This is a genomic window from Pseudomonas sp. B21-017 (assembly GCF_024749245.1).
Lineage (GTDB): Bacteria > Pseudomonadota > Gammaproteobacteria > Pseudomonadales > Pseudomonadaceae > Aquipseudomonas.
Window position 1 is genome coordinate 46,513 of record NZ_CP087194.1, and the last position, 19,276, is coordinate 65,788.

The 19,276-nt window shown below is 59.0% G+C and carries 16 protein-coding genes and 1 pseudogene; 4 read left to right on the plus strand and 13 right to left on the minus strand.

Annotation, left to right across the window (positions count from 1 at the left end; genetic code table 11):
* Positions 1-28: 28 nt before the first annotated feature.
* The 5 genes and pseudogenes from LOY28_RS00210 to LOY28_RS00230 all read right to left on the minus strand — a co-directional run bounded on the left by LOY28_RS00210 (position 29) and on the right by LOY28_RS00230 (position 4,082).
* Positions 29-1,258, minus strand: coding sequence for a nucleoside recognition domain-containing protein (locus tag LOY28_RS00210; protein ID WP_258612904.1), 1,230 nt, complete (start codon positions 1,256-1,258; stop codon positions 29-31).
* A gap of 104 nt (positions 1,259-1,362) precedes the next feature.
* A complete protein-coding gene (gene gltP, locus LOY28_RS00215; protein WP_018927284.1) occupies positions 1,363-2,694 on the minus strand; it encodes a glutamate/aspartate:proton symporter GltP in 1,332 nt (443 codons plus the stop codon).
* 683 nt (positions 2,695-3,377) lie between these two features.
* A pseudogene (locus LOY28_RS00220) lies at positions 3,378-3,482 on the minus strand (Ivy family c-type lysozyme inhibitor); the annotation flags it as partial.
* A gap of 66 nt (positions 3,483-3,548) precedes the next feature.
* Positions 3,549-3,713 carry a DUF1328 domain-containing protein gene (locus tag LOY28_RS00225; protein WP_003177151.1) on the minus strand — a complete coding sequence of 55 codons (165 nt, stop codon included), beginning with the start codon at positions 3,711-3,713 and terminating at the stop codon, positions 3,549-3,551.
* An 81-nt stretch (positions 3,714-3,794) separates the two neighbouring features.
* Entirely contained in the window at positions 3,795-4,082 is a 288-nt protein-coding gene (locus LOY28_RS00230; protein ID WP_064615662.1) for a hypothetical protein, read from the minus strand.
* A gap of 440 nt (positions 4,083-4,522) precedes the next feature.
* Here LOY28_RS00230 and algB point away from each other — a divergent pair, with 440 nt between their 5' ends.
* On the plus strand, positions 4,523-5,869 hold the full coding sequence (gene algB, locus LOY28_RS00235) for a sigma-54-dependent response regulator transcription factor AlgB (RefSeq protein WP_018927282.1): 1,347 nt from the start codon (positions 4,523-4,525) through the stop codon (positions 5,867-5,869).
* Positions 5,870-5,879: 10 nt separating this feature from the next.
* Positions 5,880-7,670 carry a KinB sensor domain-containing domain gene (locus tag LOY28_RS00240; RefSeq protein WP_018927281.1) on the plus strand — a complete coding sequence of 597 codons (1,791 nt, stop codon included), beginning with the start codon at positions 5,880-5,882 and terminating at the stop codon, positions 7,668-7,670.
* A gap of 12 nt (positions 7,671-7,682) precedes the next feature.
* On the opposite strand, the gene LOY28_RS00245 is transcribed toward LOY28_RS00240, so the two are convergent.
* From LOY28_RS00245 to LOY28_RS00275, 7 genes are all read right to left on the minus strand, one after another.
* Positions 7,683-9,299, minus strand: a complete 1,617-nt coding sequence (locus LOY28_RS00245) for an EAL domain-containing protein (RefSeq protein ID WP_018927280.1) — start codon at positions 9,297-9,299, stop codon at positions 7,683-7,685.
* Positions 9,300-9,372: 73 nt separating this feature from the next.
* A complete protein-coding gene (locus tag LOY28_RS00250) occupies positions 9,373-10,152 on the minus strand; it encodes an N-acetylmuramoyl-L-alanine amidase (RefSeq protein ID WP_258612905.1) in 780 nt (259 codons plus the stop codon).
* A 102-nt stretch (positions 10,153-10,254) separates the two neighbouring features.
* Positions 10,255-12,294 carry a diguanylate cyclase gene (locus LOY28_RS00255; RefSeq protein WP_258612906.1) on the minus strand — a complete coding sequence of 680 codons (2,040 nt, stop codon included), beginning with the start codon at positions 12,292-12,294 and terminating at the stop codon, positions 10,255-10,257.
* Complete coding sequence (locus LOY28_RS00260) at positions 12,295-13,155, minus strand: endonuclease/exonuclease/phosphatase family protein (RefSeq protein WP_007940704.1); 861 nt, start codon at positions 13,153-13,155, stop codon at positions 12,295-12,297. It abuts the gene before it with no gap.
* Between the two features lie 14 nt (positions 13,156-13,169).
* Positions 13,170-13,811, minus strand: a complete 642-nt coding sequence (locus LOY28_RS00265; RefSeq protein ID WP_258612907.1) for a thiol:disulfide interchange protein DsbA/DsbL — start codon at positions 13,809-13,811, stop codon at positions 13,170-13,172.
* 198 nt (positions 13,812-14,009) lie between these two features.
* Positions 14,010-14,621, minus strand: coding sequence for a cytochrome c4 (locus LOY28_RS00270; RefSeq protein WP_007940706.1), 612 nt, complete (start codon positions 14,619-14,621; stop codon positions 14,010-14,012).
* A 46-nt stretch (positions 14,622-14,667) separates the two neighbouring features.
* Positions 14,668-14,958, minus strand: coding sequence for a cytochrome c5 family protein (locus LOY28_RS00275; protein ID WP_019020904.1), 291 nt, complete (start codon positions 14,956-14,958; stop codon positions 14,668-14,670).
* 191 nt (positions 14,959-15,149) lie between these two features.
* On the opposite strand from LOY28_RS00275, the gene yihA reads away from it, so the two are divergent.
* A complete protein-coding gene (gene yihA, locus LOY28_RS00280) occupies positions 15,150-15,791 on the plus strand; it encodes a ribosome biogenesis GTP-binding protein YihA/YsxC (protein WP_258612908.1) in 642 nt (213 codons plus the stop codon).
* A gap of 298 nt (positions 15,792-16,089) precedes the next feature.
* Here yihA and polA read toward each other — a convergent pair whose 3' ends face one another.
* Complete coding sequence (polA, locus tag LOY28_RS00285) at positions 16,090-18,858, minus strand: DNA polymerase I (RefSeq protein ID WP_018927275.1); 2,769 nt, start codon at positions 18,856-18,858, stop codon at positions 16,090-16,092.
* A 74-nt stretch (positions 18,859-18,932) separates the two neighbouring features.
* Here polA and LOY28_RS00290 point away from each other — a divergent pair, with 74 nt between their 5' ends.
* The gene (locus tag LOY28_RS00290; protein ID WP_018927274.1) at positions 18,933-19,223 is read left to right on the plus strand and encodes a DUF2782 domain-containing protein; all 291 of its coding nucleotides are present in this window, start codon (positions 18,933-18,935) and stop codon (positions 19,221-19,223) included.
* The last annotated feature ends 53 nt before the right edge of the window (positions 19,224-19,276 follow it).

Below are 19,276 nucleotides of genomic sequence, written 5' to 3' on the forward strand. Positions count from 1 at the left end.
AGTGGGTTTGCCCCCACAGGGTTTTCGTTTAGCCGAAGAACCAGTAGCAAACCCCGATGGCCCCCAGCACCCCGCCAAGCTCCGCCAGCAGCGCACAGCCCACCGCATGCCGTGCACGCTGGATGCCCACCGCGCCGAAATACACCGCCAAGACATAGAAGGTCGTTTCGGTACTGCCCTGGACTGTCGCCGCCACCAGCGCCGGGAAGCTGTCCACCCCCTCGGTCTTCATGGTTTCAATCAGCATTGCCCGGGCGGCACTGCCGGAAAAGGGTTTGACCAATGCGGTCGGCAAGGCATCGACAAAGCGCGTGTCCCAACCGGCCCACGCCACCAGGTGACGAATCCCGTCCAGACCGAAATCCAGCGCTCCGGATGCTCGCAGTACGCCCACGGCGCAGAGCATCGCCACCAGATACGGCAGCAGGTTCTTGGCGACGTCGAAGCCTTCTTTGGCGCCTTCGACGAATGCCTCGTAGACCTTCACCTTGCGTAATGCGCCGATGATCATAAACAGCATGATCAAGCCGAACAGCGTCACGTTGCCGAGGACCGATGACAGGCTCGCCAGCGCAGTCGCCGAGAGCGTCGCCAGCAGTGCCATGAAGCCGCCAAGGGCGAGGGCGCCGGGAATCAGATACGCCAGCACCACCGGGTCCCAGATGCGCAGGCGTTGCATGAACGCTACGCTCAGGAAGCCGACGATGGTTGAGCAGCTGGTGGCGAGCAGGATCGGCAGGAACACCAGCGTCGGATCGGGCGCGCCTTGCTGGGCGCGGTACATGAAGATCGTCACGGGCAGCAGGGTCAGGGAGGAGGCGTTGAGCACCAGGAAGAGGATCTGCGCGTTGCTGGCGATCGTTGCACTGGGGTTGAGCTCTTGCAGCGCCTTCATGGCTTTGAGGCCGATCGGTGTGGCGGCGTTGTCCAGGCCCAGGCCGTTGGCGGCGAAGTTCAGGGTGATCAGGCCGATGGCGGGATGACCGGCCGGCACTTCCGGCATCAGGCGCAGGAACAGTGGCCCCAGCGCCTTGGCCAGCCACTCGACGATCCCGGCCTTCTCGGCGATCCGCAGAAAGCCCAGCCAGAGGGTGAGGGTGCCGAACAACAGGATCATGACCTCGACCGACAATTTGGCCATGGCGAAAATACTTTCCACCATCGCCGCAAAGATCCCGGCGTTACCACCGATCAGCCACTGCGCCAGCGCCGATACGGCTGCCACGATGAAGAAGCCAAGCCACAGGCCATTAAGCATCAGTCAAATCCCCCGGAAGATGCGGCGAATGATAGCGGGGTAGGCAGAAACGACAAACCCCGGATTTCTCCGGGGTTTGTTGGGGGCTCTTGTGGGAGCGGGCATTAGTTGCTGGAGGTTTCACCAACCGGCAGCTTTTCCTTGCTGCGCCAGTGCGGCAGGGAGTTCCAGTAGCGCTGGCCCTTGGCGTCGTCGTACATGCCTTCCCAACGCGAGATGACCAGCACGGCCAAGGCGTTGCCGATCACGTTCAGCGCGGTGCGTGCCATATCCATGATGCGGTCGACACCGGCGATGAATGCCAGGCCTTCCAGCGGAATACCGACGCTGCCCAGAGTGGCCAGCAACACCACGAAGGACACACCCGGTACGCCGGCGATGCCTTTAGAGGTGACCATCAGGGTCAGCACCAGCAGCAGTTGCTGGCTGATCGACAGGTCGATGCCGTACAGCTGGGCAATGAAGATCGCCGCGATGCTCTGGTACAGGGTCGAACCGTCGAGGTTGAACGAGTAGCCGGTCGGTACCACGAAGCTGCAAATGGCTTTCGGCGCACCGTAGGCTTCCATCTTCTCGATCACGCGCGGCAGCACGGTTTCGGAACTGGCGGTGGAGTAGGCCAGGACCAGCTCATCCTTGAAGATGCGCATCAGCTTGATCACCGAGAAGCCGAACAGGCGAGCGATCAGGCCCAGCACCACGAAGGCGAAGAAGGCGACGGCGAAGTAAACCAGGACGACCAGCTTGGCCAGTGGCAGCAGGGAGGCGAAGCCGAAGTTGGCCACGGTCACCGCGATCAGTGCGAACACGCCGATCGGGGCGTAGTTCATGATCATGTGGGTGACTTTGAACATGCTTTCCGACACGCCCTGGAACATCTTCACCAGAGGTTCGCGCAGGTCCGATTGCAGGCTCGACAGACCGAGACCGAACAACACGGAGAAGAAGATGATCGGCAGCATCTCGCCGCGCATCATGGCCGCAAAGATGTTCGACGGGATCAGGTTGAGGATGGTTTCGATGAACGCGTGTTCATGCTGAACCTCGGCAGCAGTGGCCTGGTACTTGGAAATATCCACGGTACCCAGGGTGCTCATGTCGATACCGCTGCCCGGATGGACCACGTTGGCCAGCACCAGACCGACCAGAATGGCGATGGTGGTGACGATCTCGAAGTAAATGATGGTCTTCAGACCGATACGCCCGAGTTTTTTCGCGTCCCCAACGCCAGCGATGCCGACGACCAGCGAGGAGATTACGATCGGGATCACGATCATCTTGATCAGACGGATAAAGATATCGCCTGCTGGTTGCAGGACGTTGCTGATCCACCAGGCCTTTTCAGCGCTGAAGTGGTTGAGCAGTGCACCTATTGCTATCCCCAGAACCAGACCGATGAGGATCTGCCAGGCGAGGCTAAGCTTTGCCTTCTTCATATCTTTACCCTTACTTGCGTTTGACTCAGGCCGATGCATGAACTGCAACGCTCAATGGCGAAGCCGTCTTGCACCAACCCCCGTATAAGGTCCCCGCGAGCGAGCATTTACAGCTCTCTGGCAGCGAAAAAGGCGCAACTATTCCGATGCGGGGAAGCGCCGTCTAATGCCGTAAACGCCTACCCTATGCCGAATCGGCATGAGATTTTTCAACTGAAACCCACGTCCCAGCCGGTTCGAATGCGACATTTCGGCAGGTATAAGTGCCGTGAACCGGCCATTTCAGCGCCGGTTGATGTTTTTTTGAACCAGTGAAAATTTAGGAGATGTCCTACGTTCGACTGCGATTTTTCTTCTCATGAAAGTCAGAGCTTTCTCGATATACGGTCACGAAGAAACACCGCGAAACGGTTTTGCGGGGAATATGCAGCAAGAACATATGAGCAGAATGCTCTAGATCAACGTTTTGCACGTTGAAGCTCTCCGCAAGTCCGTCGAGCCACGCTAGGCCGACGAACTTGCGTCGCAGCTTCACCTGACCCGGCCCTTGCGCGGCTACTCCCTGTACCCGTAGGTCACTCCGACCCTGAAGCAGTCAGAACGTCCCGACCCCTTGGTCATGCGTCTACCGTCCTCGGGTAGCGCAGTGGAAAGAAGCGTGAGGCCTCTTTCGTGTTTCGAACTCAATACCGGCGTGGATCTTTCTTCAGTCGCGCCATCCACATCTTCTGCATGCCTTCGTCCGGTTTACCGAGTAAGCGGTAGTCGGCATGTCGCGTGGGTGGCCGCGATCGTCATGGCACTGCCGCCCAGAAGCAGGGCGGCCGCCAATGTCTTTAACCAAAACACACATATCAACCTCGACCGCGACGGCCAAAGAAGAAGGAAGCAATGAACATCACCAGGAATACGACAAAGAGAATCTTGGCGATACCCGTGGCGGTGCCCGCGATACCACCGAAGCCCAATACTGCAGCGATGATGGCAATGATCAGGAATGTGATTGCCCAGCTCAACATGGTGATTCTCCTTACGCTTCTATTTAAGGATGTTGCTTGTGGTGCATTTCCCGGCGCGTTGAGCGCGCCAAGTTCGTTTGCTTAAAACACCCAACGTTCCTGGGAGGGCGTCTCGTCCACAGGCCGGGCCTGGTCGACGCCCATCATTCGTATTGAGGCGTTGTCAGCCGGGTTGCTGCTGACGGCGCTGAAGTGGCTTTGGGGGGGATGTGGAATCGAAAGGTGCACTGGCGCCGGTTGCGCGCTTTGCTCCCAACGCATGTACTGCTGGCCACCAATCAGGGTGATCAACAACGCCAACAGGGCAAACAAGCCTTGCTGGACATGCAGTGGCGAAAGACGCAATTGGGCGGCACTTTGGCGATTCATCCTGAAGTTCCTCCCATACGGGTAGTTATCTTTGGCGGGCGCTGGTTCATTAAATGCCCTGATTACCTAGACCATTGCAGCCTGCATGCCAGCTTTAATAAAGAATAAATACGATAGAAATCAAAAGGTTATTGTGTTTGTAGAAAACGTTTTAGACGCATCCTGCACGATGATCCGTTTGCAGTCGTGCGTAATGCACGATGAGTTCGCAGGCACTTTCAATATTTTTGGAATTGCGGGGAGGGCGTAGATGTCAGAAAGGGACGCAGGCAGTCGCTGAAAGAATGGTCTGTAAATAAAAATTCAAATAAATCAGCGTATTAGCTGCACTCTGAGTAGATAGATAGCCTGTTGTGGCTGGAATCGACCAGAATCAATCATGCAACTTGCCCGATTTTTCCGGGACTAACCAAGAACACCTATTAAAGGAGCGTAGGAACATGGAATCAGCCACTGAGCATCAAGGCCGCATTCTGCTGGTGGACGACGAATCCGCCATCCTTCGAACCTTTCGCTATTGCCTCGAAGACGAAGGCTACAGCGTGGCCACCGCGACCAGCGCTGCTCAGGCCGAAGCCTTGTTGCAGCGTCAGGTTTTCGATCTGTGCTTCCTCGATTTGCGCCTGGGTGAAGACAATGGCCTCGATGTGCTGGCCCAGATGCGAATTCAGGCGCCCTGGATGCGTGTGGTGATCGTCACCGCTCACTCGGCCGTAGACACTGCAGTGGATGCAATTCAGGCCGGTGCCGCCGACTATCTGGTCAAACCTTGCAGCCCCGATCAGTTACGTCTGGCCACCGCCAAACAGCTGGAAGTGCGGCAACTCTCGGCACGCCTGGAAGCCCTCGAAGGTGAAGTGCGTAAACCCAAGGAGGGGCTGGACTCCCACAGCCCGGCGATGAAAGTGGTGCTTGAAACCGCACGCCAGGTCGCCAGTACCGACGCCAACATTCTGATTCTCGGAGAGTCTGGCACCGGTAAAGGTGAGCTGTCACAGGCCATTCATGGCTGGAGCAAACGCCAGAAGAAATCCTGCATCACCATCAACTGCCCCTCCCTGACAGCGGAATTGATGGACAGTGAACTCTTCGGCCACAGCCGTGGCGCGTTCACCGGTGCCAGCGAAAGCACCTTGGGGCGTGTCAATCAGGCTGATGGCGGAACGTTGTTTCTCGACGAGATCGGCGATTTTCCCCTGACTTTGCAGCCAAAGTTGCTGCGTTTCATCCAGGACAAGGAATACGAGCGTGTGGGTGACCCGGTGACCCGTCGCGCCGACGTGCGAATCCTCGCGGCTACCAACCTCAACCTTGAAGACATGGTCCGCGACGGGCGGTTTCGTGAGGATTTGCTCTATAGGCTGAACGTCATCACTTTGCACCTGCCGCCGCTTCGCGAACGCAGGGAAGACATCCTGAACCTGGCTGACCGTTTCCTGGCGCGCTTCGTCAAGGAATACTCGCGTCCGGCCCGGTGTTTCAGCGACGAGGCCCGCGAGGCGCTGCTCAGCTACCGCTGGCCCGGCAATATCCGCGAGCTGCGCAACGTGGTGGAACGGGCGAGCATTATTTGTCCGCAGGAGCGGGTCGAGATCAGCCACTTGGGCATGGCCGAAGCTCCGACCAACAATACGCCACGCATTGGCGCCGCGTTGAGCCTGGATGAGTTGGAGAAAGCCCACATCGGCGCGGTCCTTGCCACCGCCGATACCCTGGATCAGGCGGCCAAGACCCTGGGTATCGACGCCTCGACCCTGTACCGCAAACGCAAGCAGTACAACCTGTGAGCTGCACCCGATGAAACTGGCGATGACATTGCGCACCCGGTTGTTCCTGAGTATTTCAGCCTTGATCACCGTGGCGCTGCTCGGGCTGTTGCTAGGGCTGGTCAGCGTGATGCAGATGGCTGGTACGCAGGAGGCCCTGATCCGTGACAACTTCGTCAGGCTGGATCTGGGATTGAAGCTGCGCCAGACCCTGGGTGATCAACTGATCATCATGCTCGGCGAGAAGCCTGATCCCGCGGCGCTCGAGGCATCCCGACAGCATTACCTCGAATTGCTCGATGAAGGCATTGCTCGCGAGCCGTCCAGCGAGGGCGCCCAGTACGGTTTCAAAAAGGCCAAGGCTGATTACCAGAGCTTTCTGCAGGCCTACGATCTTTCCCGCGATACGGCACAGGTGCTCACTGGGGGCGGGGATCTCACGGAAAAATTCAACACGCTGCGCAACGGTTTGATCGCCGAACAGAAGCGCGCGCTGGATAACATCAGTGAAACCGAACGCCAGGCCCGGGACCGCGCGTTGCTGATTGCCGGCCTGCTCGGGTTGATCGGGGTGGGGGTGCTGTTCATCGGGTTCATTACCGCCCATGCGATCGCCCAGCGTTTCGGAGCTCCGATCGAGGCCCTGGCGGCGGCGGCTGACAACATCGGCCAAGGCAATTTCGAAGTGACTCTGCCGATTTCCTCCGCAGTGGAAATGAACCAGCTGACCCGACGCTTCGGAATCATGGCCGAGGCCCTGCGACAGCACCAAGCCACTAATATCGACGAGCTACTCGCCGGACAGCAGCGTTTGCAAGCAGTGCTCGATAGCATCGACGACGGTTTGCTGATCATTGATCGTCAAGGTCAGCTCGAGCACCTCAATCCGGTGGCTCAGCGCCAGTTAGGCTGGGACACCGAGCGTCTCGGCCAAGGGCTGGGCACGGCACTTGAGCGTCCCGAACTGGATGAACAACTGCACCTGGTGCTGCGCGGCGGCACCCTGGAGCGAGTGCCGGACGACCTGAGCATCGAGGTTGACGGGGAGTCGCGATTGCTGACGTATAGCCTGACACCGGTCAGCCATACCCAGGGGCATATTCTCGGCGCCGTGATGGTGTTGCATGACGTCACCGAACAGCGTGCCTTCGAACGGGTGCGCAGCGAGTTCGTCTTGCGTGCTTCCCATGAGTTACGCACGCCAGTCACCGGGATGCACATGGCATTCGGCCTGTTCCGCGAGCGGGCGCATTTTGCCGAGGATTCCCGTGAGGCCGACTTGCTGAACACCGTGAATGAAGAAATGCAGCGCTTGATGCAGTTGATCAACGACCTGCTGAATTTCTCTCGCTATCAGAATGGCCTGCAAAAACTCACCCTGGCGCCGTGCTCCATCAAAGATTTACTGGAGCAGGCCCAGGCACGCTTTGCCGGCCCGGCGCAGGAGAAGGGCATTGAGCTGTTGGTGGAAGTGCAGGGAACGTTGCCACGGCTGCAAGCCGATCAGGCGCAACTGGAGCGGGTGCTCGATAACCTGATCGACAACGCCTTGCGTCATACCTCCCGCGACGGGCTGATACGTTTGCAGGCTCGACGTCATGGGGAGCGGGTGATTATCAGTGTCGAAGACAACGGCGAAGGCATTGCCTACAGCCAGCAAGGAAGGATATTCGAGCCTTTTGTTCAGGTCGGCCGCAAGAAGGGCGGCGCCGGGCTCGGTCTGGCGCTGTGCAAGGAGATCGTGCAGTTGCACGGTGGGCGGATGGGCGTGTATTCACGGCCGGGGCAGGGTTCGCAGTTCTACATGGCGCTGGCGGTATAAGCCTGAACCCTCTCAGTCTTCGTCATCCAGACGCCGCGTTGCCTGTCGGCGGCCACGGGTAATCAATTCGATGAATTGCACAGCGCTCAATGGGTGCGCGAACAGCCAGCCCTGACCGAACTTCACCCCCTCGCTGCTCAGAAACTCTGCCTGGGCTTCATGTTCGATGCCCTCGGCAATCACCTTGAGTTGCAGGGCCTGGGCCATGCGAATGATGTGCGGTGCCACGCCGCTGCTGGCGGCGTCATGACCCAGCGCGTCGATAAATGCCTTGTCGATTTTCAGGCAGTCCACGGGCAGTGTTTGCAGGTAGGCGAGGCTGCAATAGCCAGTGCCGAAGTCATCGATCAGCACCTGATGCCCGACATCGCGCAAGGCCTGCAGGTTTTCTCTGGCCACCACGACATCAACCAATCCGCGCTCGGTCACCTCAAAGGCAATCTGTCTGGCGGCTACACGGTGCAAGGCCAGCAGGCGCGCCATCACCTGACCGATACGCGGCACCATGACGTCGCAGGCCGCCAGGTTGACCGAGATATACAACTGCGGATTGGCGCGCAACAGTTGTCCGAGCTGTTCCAGCAGGCGCTGTAATACGAAATCAGTCATCTGGCGGATCTGGCCGGTGTTTTCCGCCATGGGAATGAACAGCTCGGGGCTGGTCAAGGTGCCGTCCGGTCTTCGCCAGCGCAGCAAGGCTTCGGCTCCGACACAGTTGCGACTGTCGAGGTCGAAGATCGGTTGATACAACACCTGCAATTCGCCTCGTTGTATCGCGCCGTGCAGTTCGGCATCCAGTGATTGACGCTGGCGCACCAGCAGAAACACCAGAATGCCTACGCAGGCACTTAGCGCGAGGCTGGCCGGAAGCAGCCACCACCAAACGGCCGGCACATGCATCCCGGTACGCGGGGTGATCAGCACCAGTTGGTATTCGGGAGTGTTGGTCGGCATTCGGTAAATCAGGCGGGTAGGGGTGACTTGCAGTGCATCGTGATTTTTCGGGGGCCAGGGTTGCGTCGGGGGCCACTCCTGCTCGGCACCGAGCACGGGAATCGCGCGGGTGTCGTGGTCGAGCACCACCAGCAGGCTGCTCCCCGGAGACAGATCAACCATGTCGGTCAAATGCCCGCGAGACGTAGCCACCCGGAAATTGCCACGCCCCAGCATCAGTGCGGCGCGGTTCTCATCGGGTTCGGTGGTGGTGTTCAACCAATAGCTGTAGGTGGGGCCCTCGATGTCCGGTGGCCGGATCACCGAAAGCCCTTCCTGGCGTGGGCGGTTGGAGCAGATTCCTGAAGCATCCATGTAAGCGGCTTCGTAAACGAAGCGGTAATTGAAGCTGACTTGCTGCAATGTGGCGATCATTTCATCATCGCAGCCCCGCAGCGGTTGAGCTTCAAGGTCGTCGAGGCTTTCGCGCAGTTGCCCGAAAAGCTGCTCCAGACGGACCAGAAAGCGCTCCCCCTGGGCGTTCATCTCCTGGCTTTCGTTGTCCTCGACCTGATGCATCGCAATGAACAGACTGCCGGTCATCAGTAGCGTGGCACTCAAGGCAGCCGCCAGCGTCGCCAGAAACCAAGGGCGATAGAACCAGCTACGCAGCTTCTCTCGAGCAGCCGTCATCATGGAATATCCGAAGGATTACCAATGAGTTATAGCTGCTGATTGGGAAAAGACCCTGACCGTCGGGCGGGCGTCATTATTTTGTCTGGTTCAACACCTGGAGAAGCGCCGCGGTTTGCGCGTCCGGCGTGCCGTCGAAACGGGACGGGCGAAAATGCAGCTGAAAAGCCGCCAGCACATTGCGTGTCGCTGCATCCAGTTCGCCGGTTTGTGGCGTGGCGTAGCCCAGGCGGGCAAGTTGTGCCTGAAACCAACTGATGCTTGGCAGCTGCATGGCGAACTGCGCTTGCTGACGCGCCACGGCCTGCTCGTTCGGCCAGATTCCCAGGCCTTCGGCCGCCAGGCGTTTCCAGGGGAACAGCGGGCCAGGGTCGAGCTTGCGCATGGGGGCGATGTCGCTATGGCCGATGATATGGCGAGGGCTGATGCCCTGGCGCTTGCTGATGTCCTTGAGCAGAAAGATCATCGATTGGACCTGGGCTTCGCTGTAGGGATACCAGAGACGCCCGGTCGGGGTGTCCTGGAAGCCCGGATTGACGATTTCGATGCCAATGGAACTGGAATTCAGCCAGGTCCGGCCTTGCCATTGGCTTTCGCCGGCGTGCCAGGCTCGAAGATTTTCATCCATCAGCTTATAGATGGTGGCGTGCTCGTCGTCGCCGATCAGGTAGTGGCTGCTGACTTCGCCATGGGTCAGCAATTGCAGCGAGTCCTCCAGGGATGCGGAGGTGTAATGCATCACCACGAACTGAATACGGCTGTCGTGATTGACTGAAGGGTGGCTGGTGTCAATCCGGGGACCGCTGGCGCAACCGGCTAATACAAGCAGCGAAGCAATAAGAGCAAGAAATTTCATGGTGGAGGCAATACACGCGAGACGATAATGCAACAGTGTAACGTATTGCCTTGCGCGCCGACCGCAAAAGCGCGCCTTTAAACAAAATGGAACAATTAACTGTCAGCCCAGTTCTATCCGATTACGCCCGGTGTTTTTCGCGCGATATAGCGCCTGATCAGCTCTTTTAAGCACCAGGTCGCTATGTTCGCCCGCTCTGAAGGCGGTCAGTCCCATGGAAATGGTGATAGTGACTCGCTCGCCCTTGAAGTGGAATGGGCAAGCTTCGATCGATGCGCGCAAGGTTTCCAACAGTTTCGCGCCGGCCATCGGCGCCGTGGCAGGCATCAACAGCACAAACTCCTCACCGCCAAACCTGGCTATGAAGTCCGTCCCGCGCAGACGCTTGCGCAGCACACTGGCGATGATTTTCAGCACCTTGTCGCCCGCGAGATGGCCGTAGTTGTCATTGATGCGTTTGAAATGGTCGAGGTCGAGCATCGCCAGCAACAGGGTATTGCCGTGTTGTTGCCATTGACTGATTTCGTGGTCCAGCCGTTCGCTCCAGGCTGCTCGATTCGGCAGGCCGGTCAACGGATCGATCAAAGCCTTCTGGCGCTGTTCTTCGAGGTGCTCGCGGTAGCCCAGCGCTTCCTGCTCCATGTGGGCCACCCTTTCAGCCAGGCTTTGCAGGCGGGCAGCGACTTCCTGCTCGCGCTCGTCGCGTTGCTTCTGGTGCTGATCCATGGTGCCGAGCAGGCCTTCGAGATGGTCTTCCAGCATGTGCTTGAGGTCATCGAGGTCCGCCGCGTCCTGCATGCTGTTTTGCAGGCCGTCGACTTGCTCGCGAATCTGCGTGTCCATCACCCGCGCGGCAGAGCGGTTGTCGGCGTGGCCTTCGCTGGCGGCTTGCAGGTTGCTCTGAAATGATTCGAGGCGTTCGTTGAGTCGCTGCAGATAGGCTTCGAATTCGTGTTGGCCGCTGTCAGTAATGGCCAGCATTAATGTTGCCAGATCATCGAGGATCGGTAGCAGCTCGTACCAATTCAAGCCGTTTTGAAGACGATTGCGCATCGCTTCGGCTTGCGGTCGATGGCGTTCGGGCAGCGTCAGGTCGTCGAGAAGGCCCAGCAGAGTGTCTTCGATGTGCTTGGCCACAGAGCTGTAGGACGGTTCCGGCGAGTCCGGCAGGGCATACAGAATGTCGTGTTCTGACGTTTGCGGATCGCTGGCCTCCGGGATCAGTTCATCCGGGTTGATTGCCGGCGGAGCCTGGGTGGCCGGTACGGCGATCGATGGAACCGGCTCTTGCGGCTGTTCGATGTTCGGCTGGATTTGTGGCTCCGGGGCCTGGCTGCTCGTGGCCTCTGGCTCCAGGATGGGCGGGGCGAACGCCACGACTTCGGCTATGGGTGCCGTTGTTGCTGTGGGAGCCGGAGTGTCCACGGGTTCAGCGGGCGCAGCGGCGGGCAGGGCAGCTTCAACGGTTGGCATTACCGCTTGCGGTTTGTTGGCGGCTGGCGCGAGATTGACCGTCGCGAGTGGGAGTTCGGCCAGTGGAGCTGCAACCGGCTCGACAGGTTGCGGTGCAGGCATTGGCAATTCGGGGGCGGCGATCTGTGGCGCAGCCTCGTCTGCATCCCGGCCACCGAACAGGCGCTGCAGAAAACCCGGACGACCCGGTTCCACAGGGTTCTCCAGCAGGCTCAAGGCTTTGCCTTGCAAGCCGCTCAGTTCGCTGAGCAGCAACGGGATTTCGCGAGCTTGGCCGACACGTCCGTCCAGCTGCTTGGCGAAACTCTTCAGCGGCCGGCTCACTTCCCGTGGCAGTGGCAATGCTTGCAACTGGGAGACCAGCGCCGTCAGTGCGGCGCTGACTTGATCAACCCGGGTTTCCCGGCGCTGCTCGGAGTCGAGCACGGCTTTTTCCAGGCGCGGCAGCAAGGCTGCCAGGCCGGCGTCCATGTCGTCCGTGCGTACGACTTCGCGCATTTCCTTCATGCATTGGTCAACGGCGCGATCGGTACCTTCGGCTGCCAGGGTGCTGCGCACCAGGCCGCGACGCAGCAGGTCGAGCCGGGCGTCCCATCGACGTTCGAGCTTTTCCTGTTGTTCGATGCTTTTGAGGTATTTCTCTTTCCAGCGCTGTGCTTCGTCGCTCATTCAGGCAGGACTCAACGCGGGGAATGCATCGGCCGTGAGCGAGCCCGGCAGACGAATCTCTACCGCGACCGGCAGGTGATCGGAAATGGGCTGTGCCAGCACCTCGACCTTTTCAAGCGTCAGGGTGGGGCTGAGCAGAATGTGGTCCAGACAGCGCTGTGGGCGCCAGCTGGGAAAGGTCGCTTCCATCTGCGGCGCGAGCAGGCCTAAATCGCGCAGCGGGGAATGTTGCAGCAAGTCACCGGCGTGGGTATTCATATCGCCCATCAGCACCTGGTGCTTATAACCGCCGATCAACTCGCGGATGTAAGCCAGTTGCATGCTACGGGCGCGAGCGCCCAGCGCCAGGTGCATCATCACCACCACGAGCGCCTCCGGACCTTCGCCGAAGCGCACCAGAATGGCCCCGCGACCCTTGGGCCCCGGCAGCGGATGATCCTCGATCGCCCACGGGCGCAGGCGGCTGAGCACGCCATTGCTGTGCTGGCCGAGATGACCGAGATTGCGATTGAGTTGTTGATACCAATAAGGGAAGGCGCCGAGCTGCGCCAGGTGTTCGACCTGATTGACGTAGCCCGATCGCAGGCTGCCGCCATCGGCTTCCTGCAAGGCGACCAGATCGAAGTCGCCCAGCAGATTGCCGATTTTTTGCAGGTTGTCGGCACGCCCGGTGTGCGGCAGCAGATGCTGCCAGCCGCGGGTCAGATAGTGCCGATAACGCTCGGTACTGATGCCGACCTGGATATTGAAACTGAGCAAACGCAGACGGCTGTCCACGGGCAACCCCGTCGATTCCAGGTGATGCTCGTTGACCCGCGGGTCGTGCAGGCCAACGATGCGTTCAGTTCCCCAGCGGCGCATGGCGGTCGCCGCGCTTAGTTGGCAACGGCCTTGGTTGCCGCTCGCTCTTTGGCGACCAGTTGGTCAGCCAGTTTCAACGCTTGTTCGGCGCCGCCGGCAGAGCCGATGTCAAAGCGATACTTGCCATTGACGATCATGGTAGGCACGCCGGAGATTTCATATTTCTTGGCAAGCTCTTTGGCTTTGTTGATCTGGCCCTTGATGGCGAAGGAGTCGAAGGTGGCCAGGAATTTTTCCTTGTCTACACCTTGGGTCGCCAGGAAGTCCGCCATGTCTTCTTTGTCGGTCAGCTTCTTGTGTTCTTTCTGGATTGCGTTGAACACCGCAGCGTGAACCTTGCTCTCGACACCCATGGCCTCAAGCGTCAGGAACATCTGGCCGTGGGCATCCCAAGGGCCGCCAAACATGGCCGGAATACGTACGAAATTTACGTCGGCAGGCAGCTTTTCAACCCATGGGTTGATGACGGGTTCGAAGGCATAGCAGTGCGGGCAGCCGTACCAGAACAGCTCCACGACTTCGATCTTGCCAGGCTCGGCCACCGGGACCGGGTTGCTCAGTTCGACATAGGGCGCTTCAGGTTTTTCGGCGGCTTGGGCAGTCATGCCGAACAGGCTGGCAGCGACGAGTGCGGCGCTGATGATCAGATTACGCATGCTTTACTCCTGGACAATTTGGGCGCCTCGCGCGACCTGTTTTCAGACAGATTCCGGCGGGCTTGAGTTCTGTAGTGTAACGGCAGCGGCCACAAAAAAGGGCAGCCAAAGCTACCCTTTTTATGTTTGCATCGACGGATTAATCGAGAGTTAACGTTGCAAGAGATGTACATCACTCACAACGCTCGATCACAGGCCTTAGTGCAAGCCTTGAATATAGCTGGAGACGGCGGCGATATCTTCGTCGCTCAGCTTTTTAGCGATGCTTTGCATTGGTTTGGTGTCGCCGTCGTTGGTCCGGCCACCTTCTTCTTTTCTGAATTCGGTCAATTGCTTGCCGACGTACTGAGCATGCTGGCCGCCCAGGTGCGGGAAGCCGGCAGCTGCGTTGCCTGCGCCATTGGGCGAGTGGCAGCCGGTGCAGGCTGGCAGCCCTTTGGCCAGGTCGCCGCCACGGAACAGTGCTTCACCGCGAGCCACGATTTTCGGGTCGGCGGCACCGACGCTGCCTTTCTGGCTGGCGAAGTAGGCGGAGATATCGGCCAGGTCCTGATCGCTGAGGTTGGTCAGCAGGCCGGTCATTTCCAGTACCGTGCGTTTGCCGGACTTGATGTCGTGCAGCTGCTTGTTCAGATAACGCTCGCCCTGGCCTGCCAGTTTCGGAAAGTTAGGCGCCATGCTATTGCCATCCGGGCCATGACAGGCGCCACATACTGCGGCTTTCGCCTGACCAGCAGTCGCATCACCTGCAGCATGGGCAATACCGGAGATCCCCACGGTCAACAGCAGACTCACGATCAATTTGTTCATCAGCTAATCCAACTACGGCTAAGGGTTAAAGAGTTATGGACCGGGTTTACTCGCTCATCCACTGGATGATGGCTCGGTAATCCTCGGCACTGCAGTCCATGCACAAACCACGCGGCGGCATCGCCTTGAAACCCTGGGTCACGTGTTGCACCAGCGTCTCCATACCTTTCGCCAACCTCGGCGTCCAAGCTTCCTGATCGCCCCTGCGGGGCGCCATGGGTAGTTGGCCGGAATGACAGGCACCACAAACACGGTTGTACACAGCTTCCGGATCCTGTGTAGCCTGAGCGCTGTAAAGCGGCATCAAGACACCGGCAGCTAGCAGCCATTTCGTCATAAAACGACCTTTTCAGGGTTGAGAGCGTGCTGCGTTCTAATGCGCAATCAAGGTCAATCGCTCTCGTGAACTTCATCCTACGCTGGGACAAAGCGCACACAAAATCTGCGGCATTATATACTGGCGTCACTGAAACGGAAACGACACTGCTTGCCGCGTCCATTCCCGGCGCCGCCCACATCGGAAATCCCATGCAACTCAAGAATCCCATCCTCGGCCTGTGCCAACAGTCCACCTTTATGCTCAGCGCCGCCAAAGTCGACCAATGTCCCGACGACGAAGGCTTTGAAGTGGCCTTCGCCGGGCGTTCCAACGCCGGCAAGTCCAGCGCGTTGAATACTCTGACCCACGCCAGCCTGGCGCGGACCTCGAAAACACCGGGTCGCACACAGCTGTTGAACTTCTTCAAGCTAGACGATGAACGCCGTCTGGTCGACCTGCCAGGCTACGGTTATGCAAAAGTACCGATCCCGTTGAAGATGCACTGGCAGCGTCACCTGGAAGCCTATCTGGGTGGCCGTGAGAGTTTGAAAGGTTTGATTCTGATGATGGACATCCGTCATCCAATGACCGACTTCGACCTGTTGATGCTCGATTGGGCCGTCGCCAGCGGCATGCCGATGCATATTCTGCTGACCAAGGCCGACAAACTGACCTACGGCGCGGCAAAAAACACGCTGCTCAAGGTTCAATCGGAAATCCGCAAGGGTTGGGGCGATACGATTACTATCCAGCTGTTTTCGGCCCCCAAGCGCATGGGCCTGGAAGAAGCCTACACCGTACTGGCGGACTGGATGGAGTTGGCGGACAAGGGTGCCGAGACTGCCGAGTAAGTCTCTCGAGGCCAATTGGCAGGCAAAAAAAACCCCGGACTTCGTATGGGGAGGGAGAAGTTCCGGGGTTCAAGTTCCGGACCGCTAGGGCGGGGTCCAGATATCTGCCAACACTTAACACAACATAGGAGCATCGAAGGGCTTCACCAGCCATTCAGTATCTCTGAGTGGCGGTTCGCGGATTTAGTTCAGACTATTTTCAAAATCCTTTGGAAATAATCACTGTCGTTTTTCGCTCTATAGCCCTTCGTCATGTGCTGCGGCGCCAGGCCGCAGCACAAACGTCTTTTCAGGTGGCTCAGTGCGCCTCATCCCAGTTGTTGCCTGCGCCCACCTCAACCAGAAGCGGTACGTCCAGTTGTGCGGCGTTGCTCATGTGCACGCGAATCTCCTCGCGTACCTGGTCGACCAGGTCCTCACGCACCTCGAGCACCAATTCATCGTGTACCTGCAGGATGACTTTGGCGTCCAGGCCTGACGATGCCAGCCAGTTGTCCACCGCCACCATGGCTTTCTTGATGATGTCCGCCGCGGTGCCTTGCATCGGGGCGTTGATCGCCGTGCGCTCGGCAGCTTTGCGCAGGGCCTGGTTTTTCGCGTTGATTTCCGGCAAGTACAGGCGACGACCAAAGATGGTTTCGACGAAGCCTTGCTCGGCGGCCTGGGCGCGCGTGCGCTCCATGTACTGCAGCACGCCGGGATAACGGGCGAAATAACGGTCGATGTAGGCCTGGGACTGTTTGCGGTCAACGCCGATCTGCTTGGCCAGGCCAAACGCGCTCATGCCGTAGATCAAGCCGAAGTTGATGGCTTTCGCGCTTCGACGCTGATCGTTGGTGACCGCATCCAGCTCGACGCCGAACACTTCTGCGGCCGTGGCCCGGTGGACGTCGAGGTTGTTGCGGAAGGCATGCAGCAAGCCTTCGTCCTTGGCCAGGTGCGCCATGATCCGCAGTTCGATTTGCGAGTAATCCGCGGCCAGCAGTTTGTAGCCTTTCGGCGCGACGAACGCCTGACGAATCCGGCGACCTTCGGCGGTACGGATCGGAATGTTCTGCAGGTTCGGGTCGATGGACGACAAACGCCCGGTGGCTGCGACAGCTTGCTGGTAAGACGTATGAATGCGCCCGGTGCGTGCGTTGATCTGCTCTGGCAAACGGTCGGTGTAGGTGCTTTTGAGCTTGCTCAGCGAGCGGTATTGCATCAGCACCTTGGGCAGCGGGTAGTCCTGTTCTGCCAACTCGGCCAGCACGGCTTCGGCAGTCGACGCCTGACCCTTGGCGGTTTTGCTGAGTACAGGCAAACCGAGCTTTTCGTAGAGAATCACGCCCAGTTGCTTTGGCGAGCCAAGGTTGAATTCTTCACCGGCAATGGCAAAGGCCTCACGCTCAAGGGCGACCAGTTTCTCGCCCAGCTCGACGCTCTGGATGCCCAGCAGGTTGGCGTCTACAAGCGCGCCCTGGCGCTCGATACGGGCCAGGACCGGCATCAGCGGCATTTCAATCTCGTTGAGCACTTTGACCAGGCTTGGCGTCGCGGCCAGTTTTTCCTGCAATACCAGATGCAGGCGGAAGGTGACATCGGCGTCTTCGGCGGCATAGGGACCCGCCAGCTCAAGGGAAATCTGGTCGAAGGTCAGCTGTTTGACGCCTTTGCCCGCAATCTCCTGGATGTCGGTCTTGCTTTGGCCCAGGTACTTGAGCGCCAGGCTGTCCATGTCGTGGCGGGTGGCCGTTGAGTCCAGTACGTAGGACTCGAGCATGGTGTCGTAGGCAATACCCTGAACAGTAATCCCGTTGTTCTGATCGCCACCGATGGCGCAATTGGCGAGGATATTGGTGTCGAACTTCGCATGTTGGCCGACTTTCAGTTTATTCGGGTTTTCCAGCAGCGGTTTCAACGCCAGCAGCACGGTGTCACGGTCCAGTTGTTCCGGTACGCCCATGTAGGAATGGGTCAGCGGAATGTAGGCTGCTTCGTTGGCCGCGACAGAGAACGACAGGCCTACCAGTTGCGCGTGTTGGGCATCGCTGCCATTGGTTTCGGTGACGAAGGCGATCAGCGGCGCCTTGTCGAGTTTGTCCAGCCAGGCCTCGAAGCGCTTCTGGTCGAGGATGGTTTCGTATTTCGCTTCGGCGGCACCCGGCTGCTCCTGGGCGACCTCGACGATGTCCTGACCCGAACGCTTGGCGTCGCGCTGGTTCTCTTCGAACCAGCTCTTAAACTCCAGCAGGGAATAGAGTTCGGCAAGCTTGTCGTGATCCGGTGGGCCCATCTGCAGATCGTCGAGGCCGATGTCCAGCGGTACGTCGATCTTGATGGTTGCCAATCGGTAAGAAAGAAAGGCCATTTCCTTATGCTCTTCGAGCTTGGCCGGCAGGGTCTTGGCGCCGCGAATCGGCAGGGTCGGGACGATATCGAGCTGCGCATAGAGCTCGGTCAGGCCGCCATTCACGCCAACCAGCAGGCCGGAAGCGGTCTTCGGACCGATACCCGGAACGCCCGGGATGTTGTCGGACGAATCGCCCATCAACGCCAGATAATCGATGATCTGCTCGGGAGCGACGCCGAATTTCTCCTTCACGCCTTCCACGTCCAGCGCGCTACCGGTCATCGTATTGACCAAGGTAATGTGCCCGTCGACCAGTTGTGCCATATCCTTGTCACCGGTGGAAATCACCACCGGACGGTCGGCGGCCGCGCTGCTGCGGGCCAGGGTGCCGATCACATCGTCCGCTTCGACGTTGTCCACGCACAGCAATGGAAAGCCCAAGGCCTTGACGCTGGCGTGCAGCGGCTCGATCTGGACCCGCATATCGTCAGGCATGCTTGGGCGGTTGGCCTTGTATTCGGCGAACATCGCGTCGCGGAACGTCCCGCCCTTGGCGTCGAACACCACGGCGAACGGGCTGTCCGGGTACTGCTTGCGCAGACTCTTGAGCATGTTCAACACGCCTTTGACCGCTCCGGTCGGCAGGCCTTTGGACGTGGTCAGCGGAGGCAGCGCGTGAAAGGCGCGGTACAGATAAGAAGAACCGTCCACCAGGACGAGGGGGGCTTGGCTCATGAGCAGGATCAACCTTTTCGGCGGGTCCGGCGCTAGAATAGCGGGACCGTTGACGACAAAGGGACAAGGTTATCATGCGCACACTAAATCGCTTGTTGCTGGCTGGCTTGTTTGCAATCACTCCATTGGCTGTCATGGCGGCGGATGACAAGCCCTCGGCGGACCCGGAAGTAACGATCCGCACGGAAGGCGATAAAACCATTCAGGAGTATCGCCAGAACGGCTTCGTGTACGCGATCAAGGTCACCCCGAAGGTCGGAAAACCGTACTTTCTGATACGTGCGGACGGAACAGATGCAAACTATATCCGCTCGGATCAGCCGGATATGCTGATTCCCTCGTGGAAAATCTTTGAGTGGAAGTAGTTTCTTAATTTCAATCGGCGCTGGCTCAACCGCGGCGCCCGTACTGGCAGTTT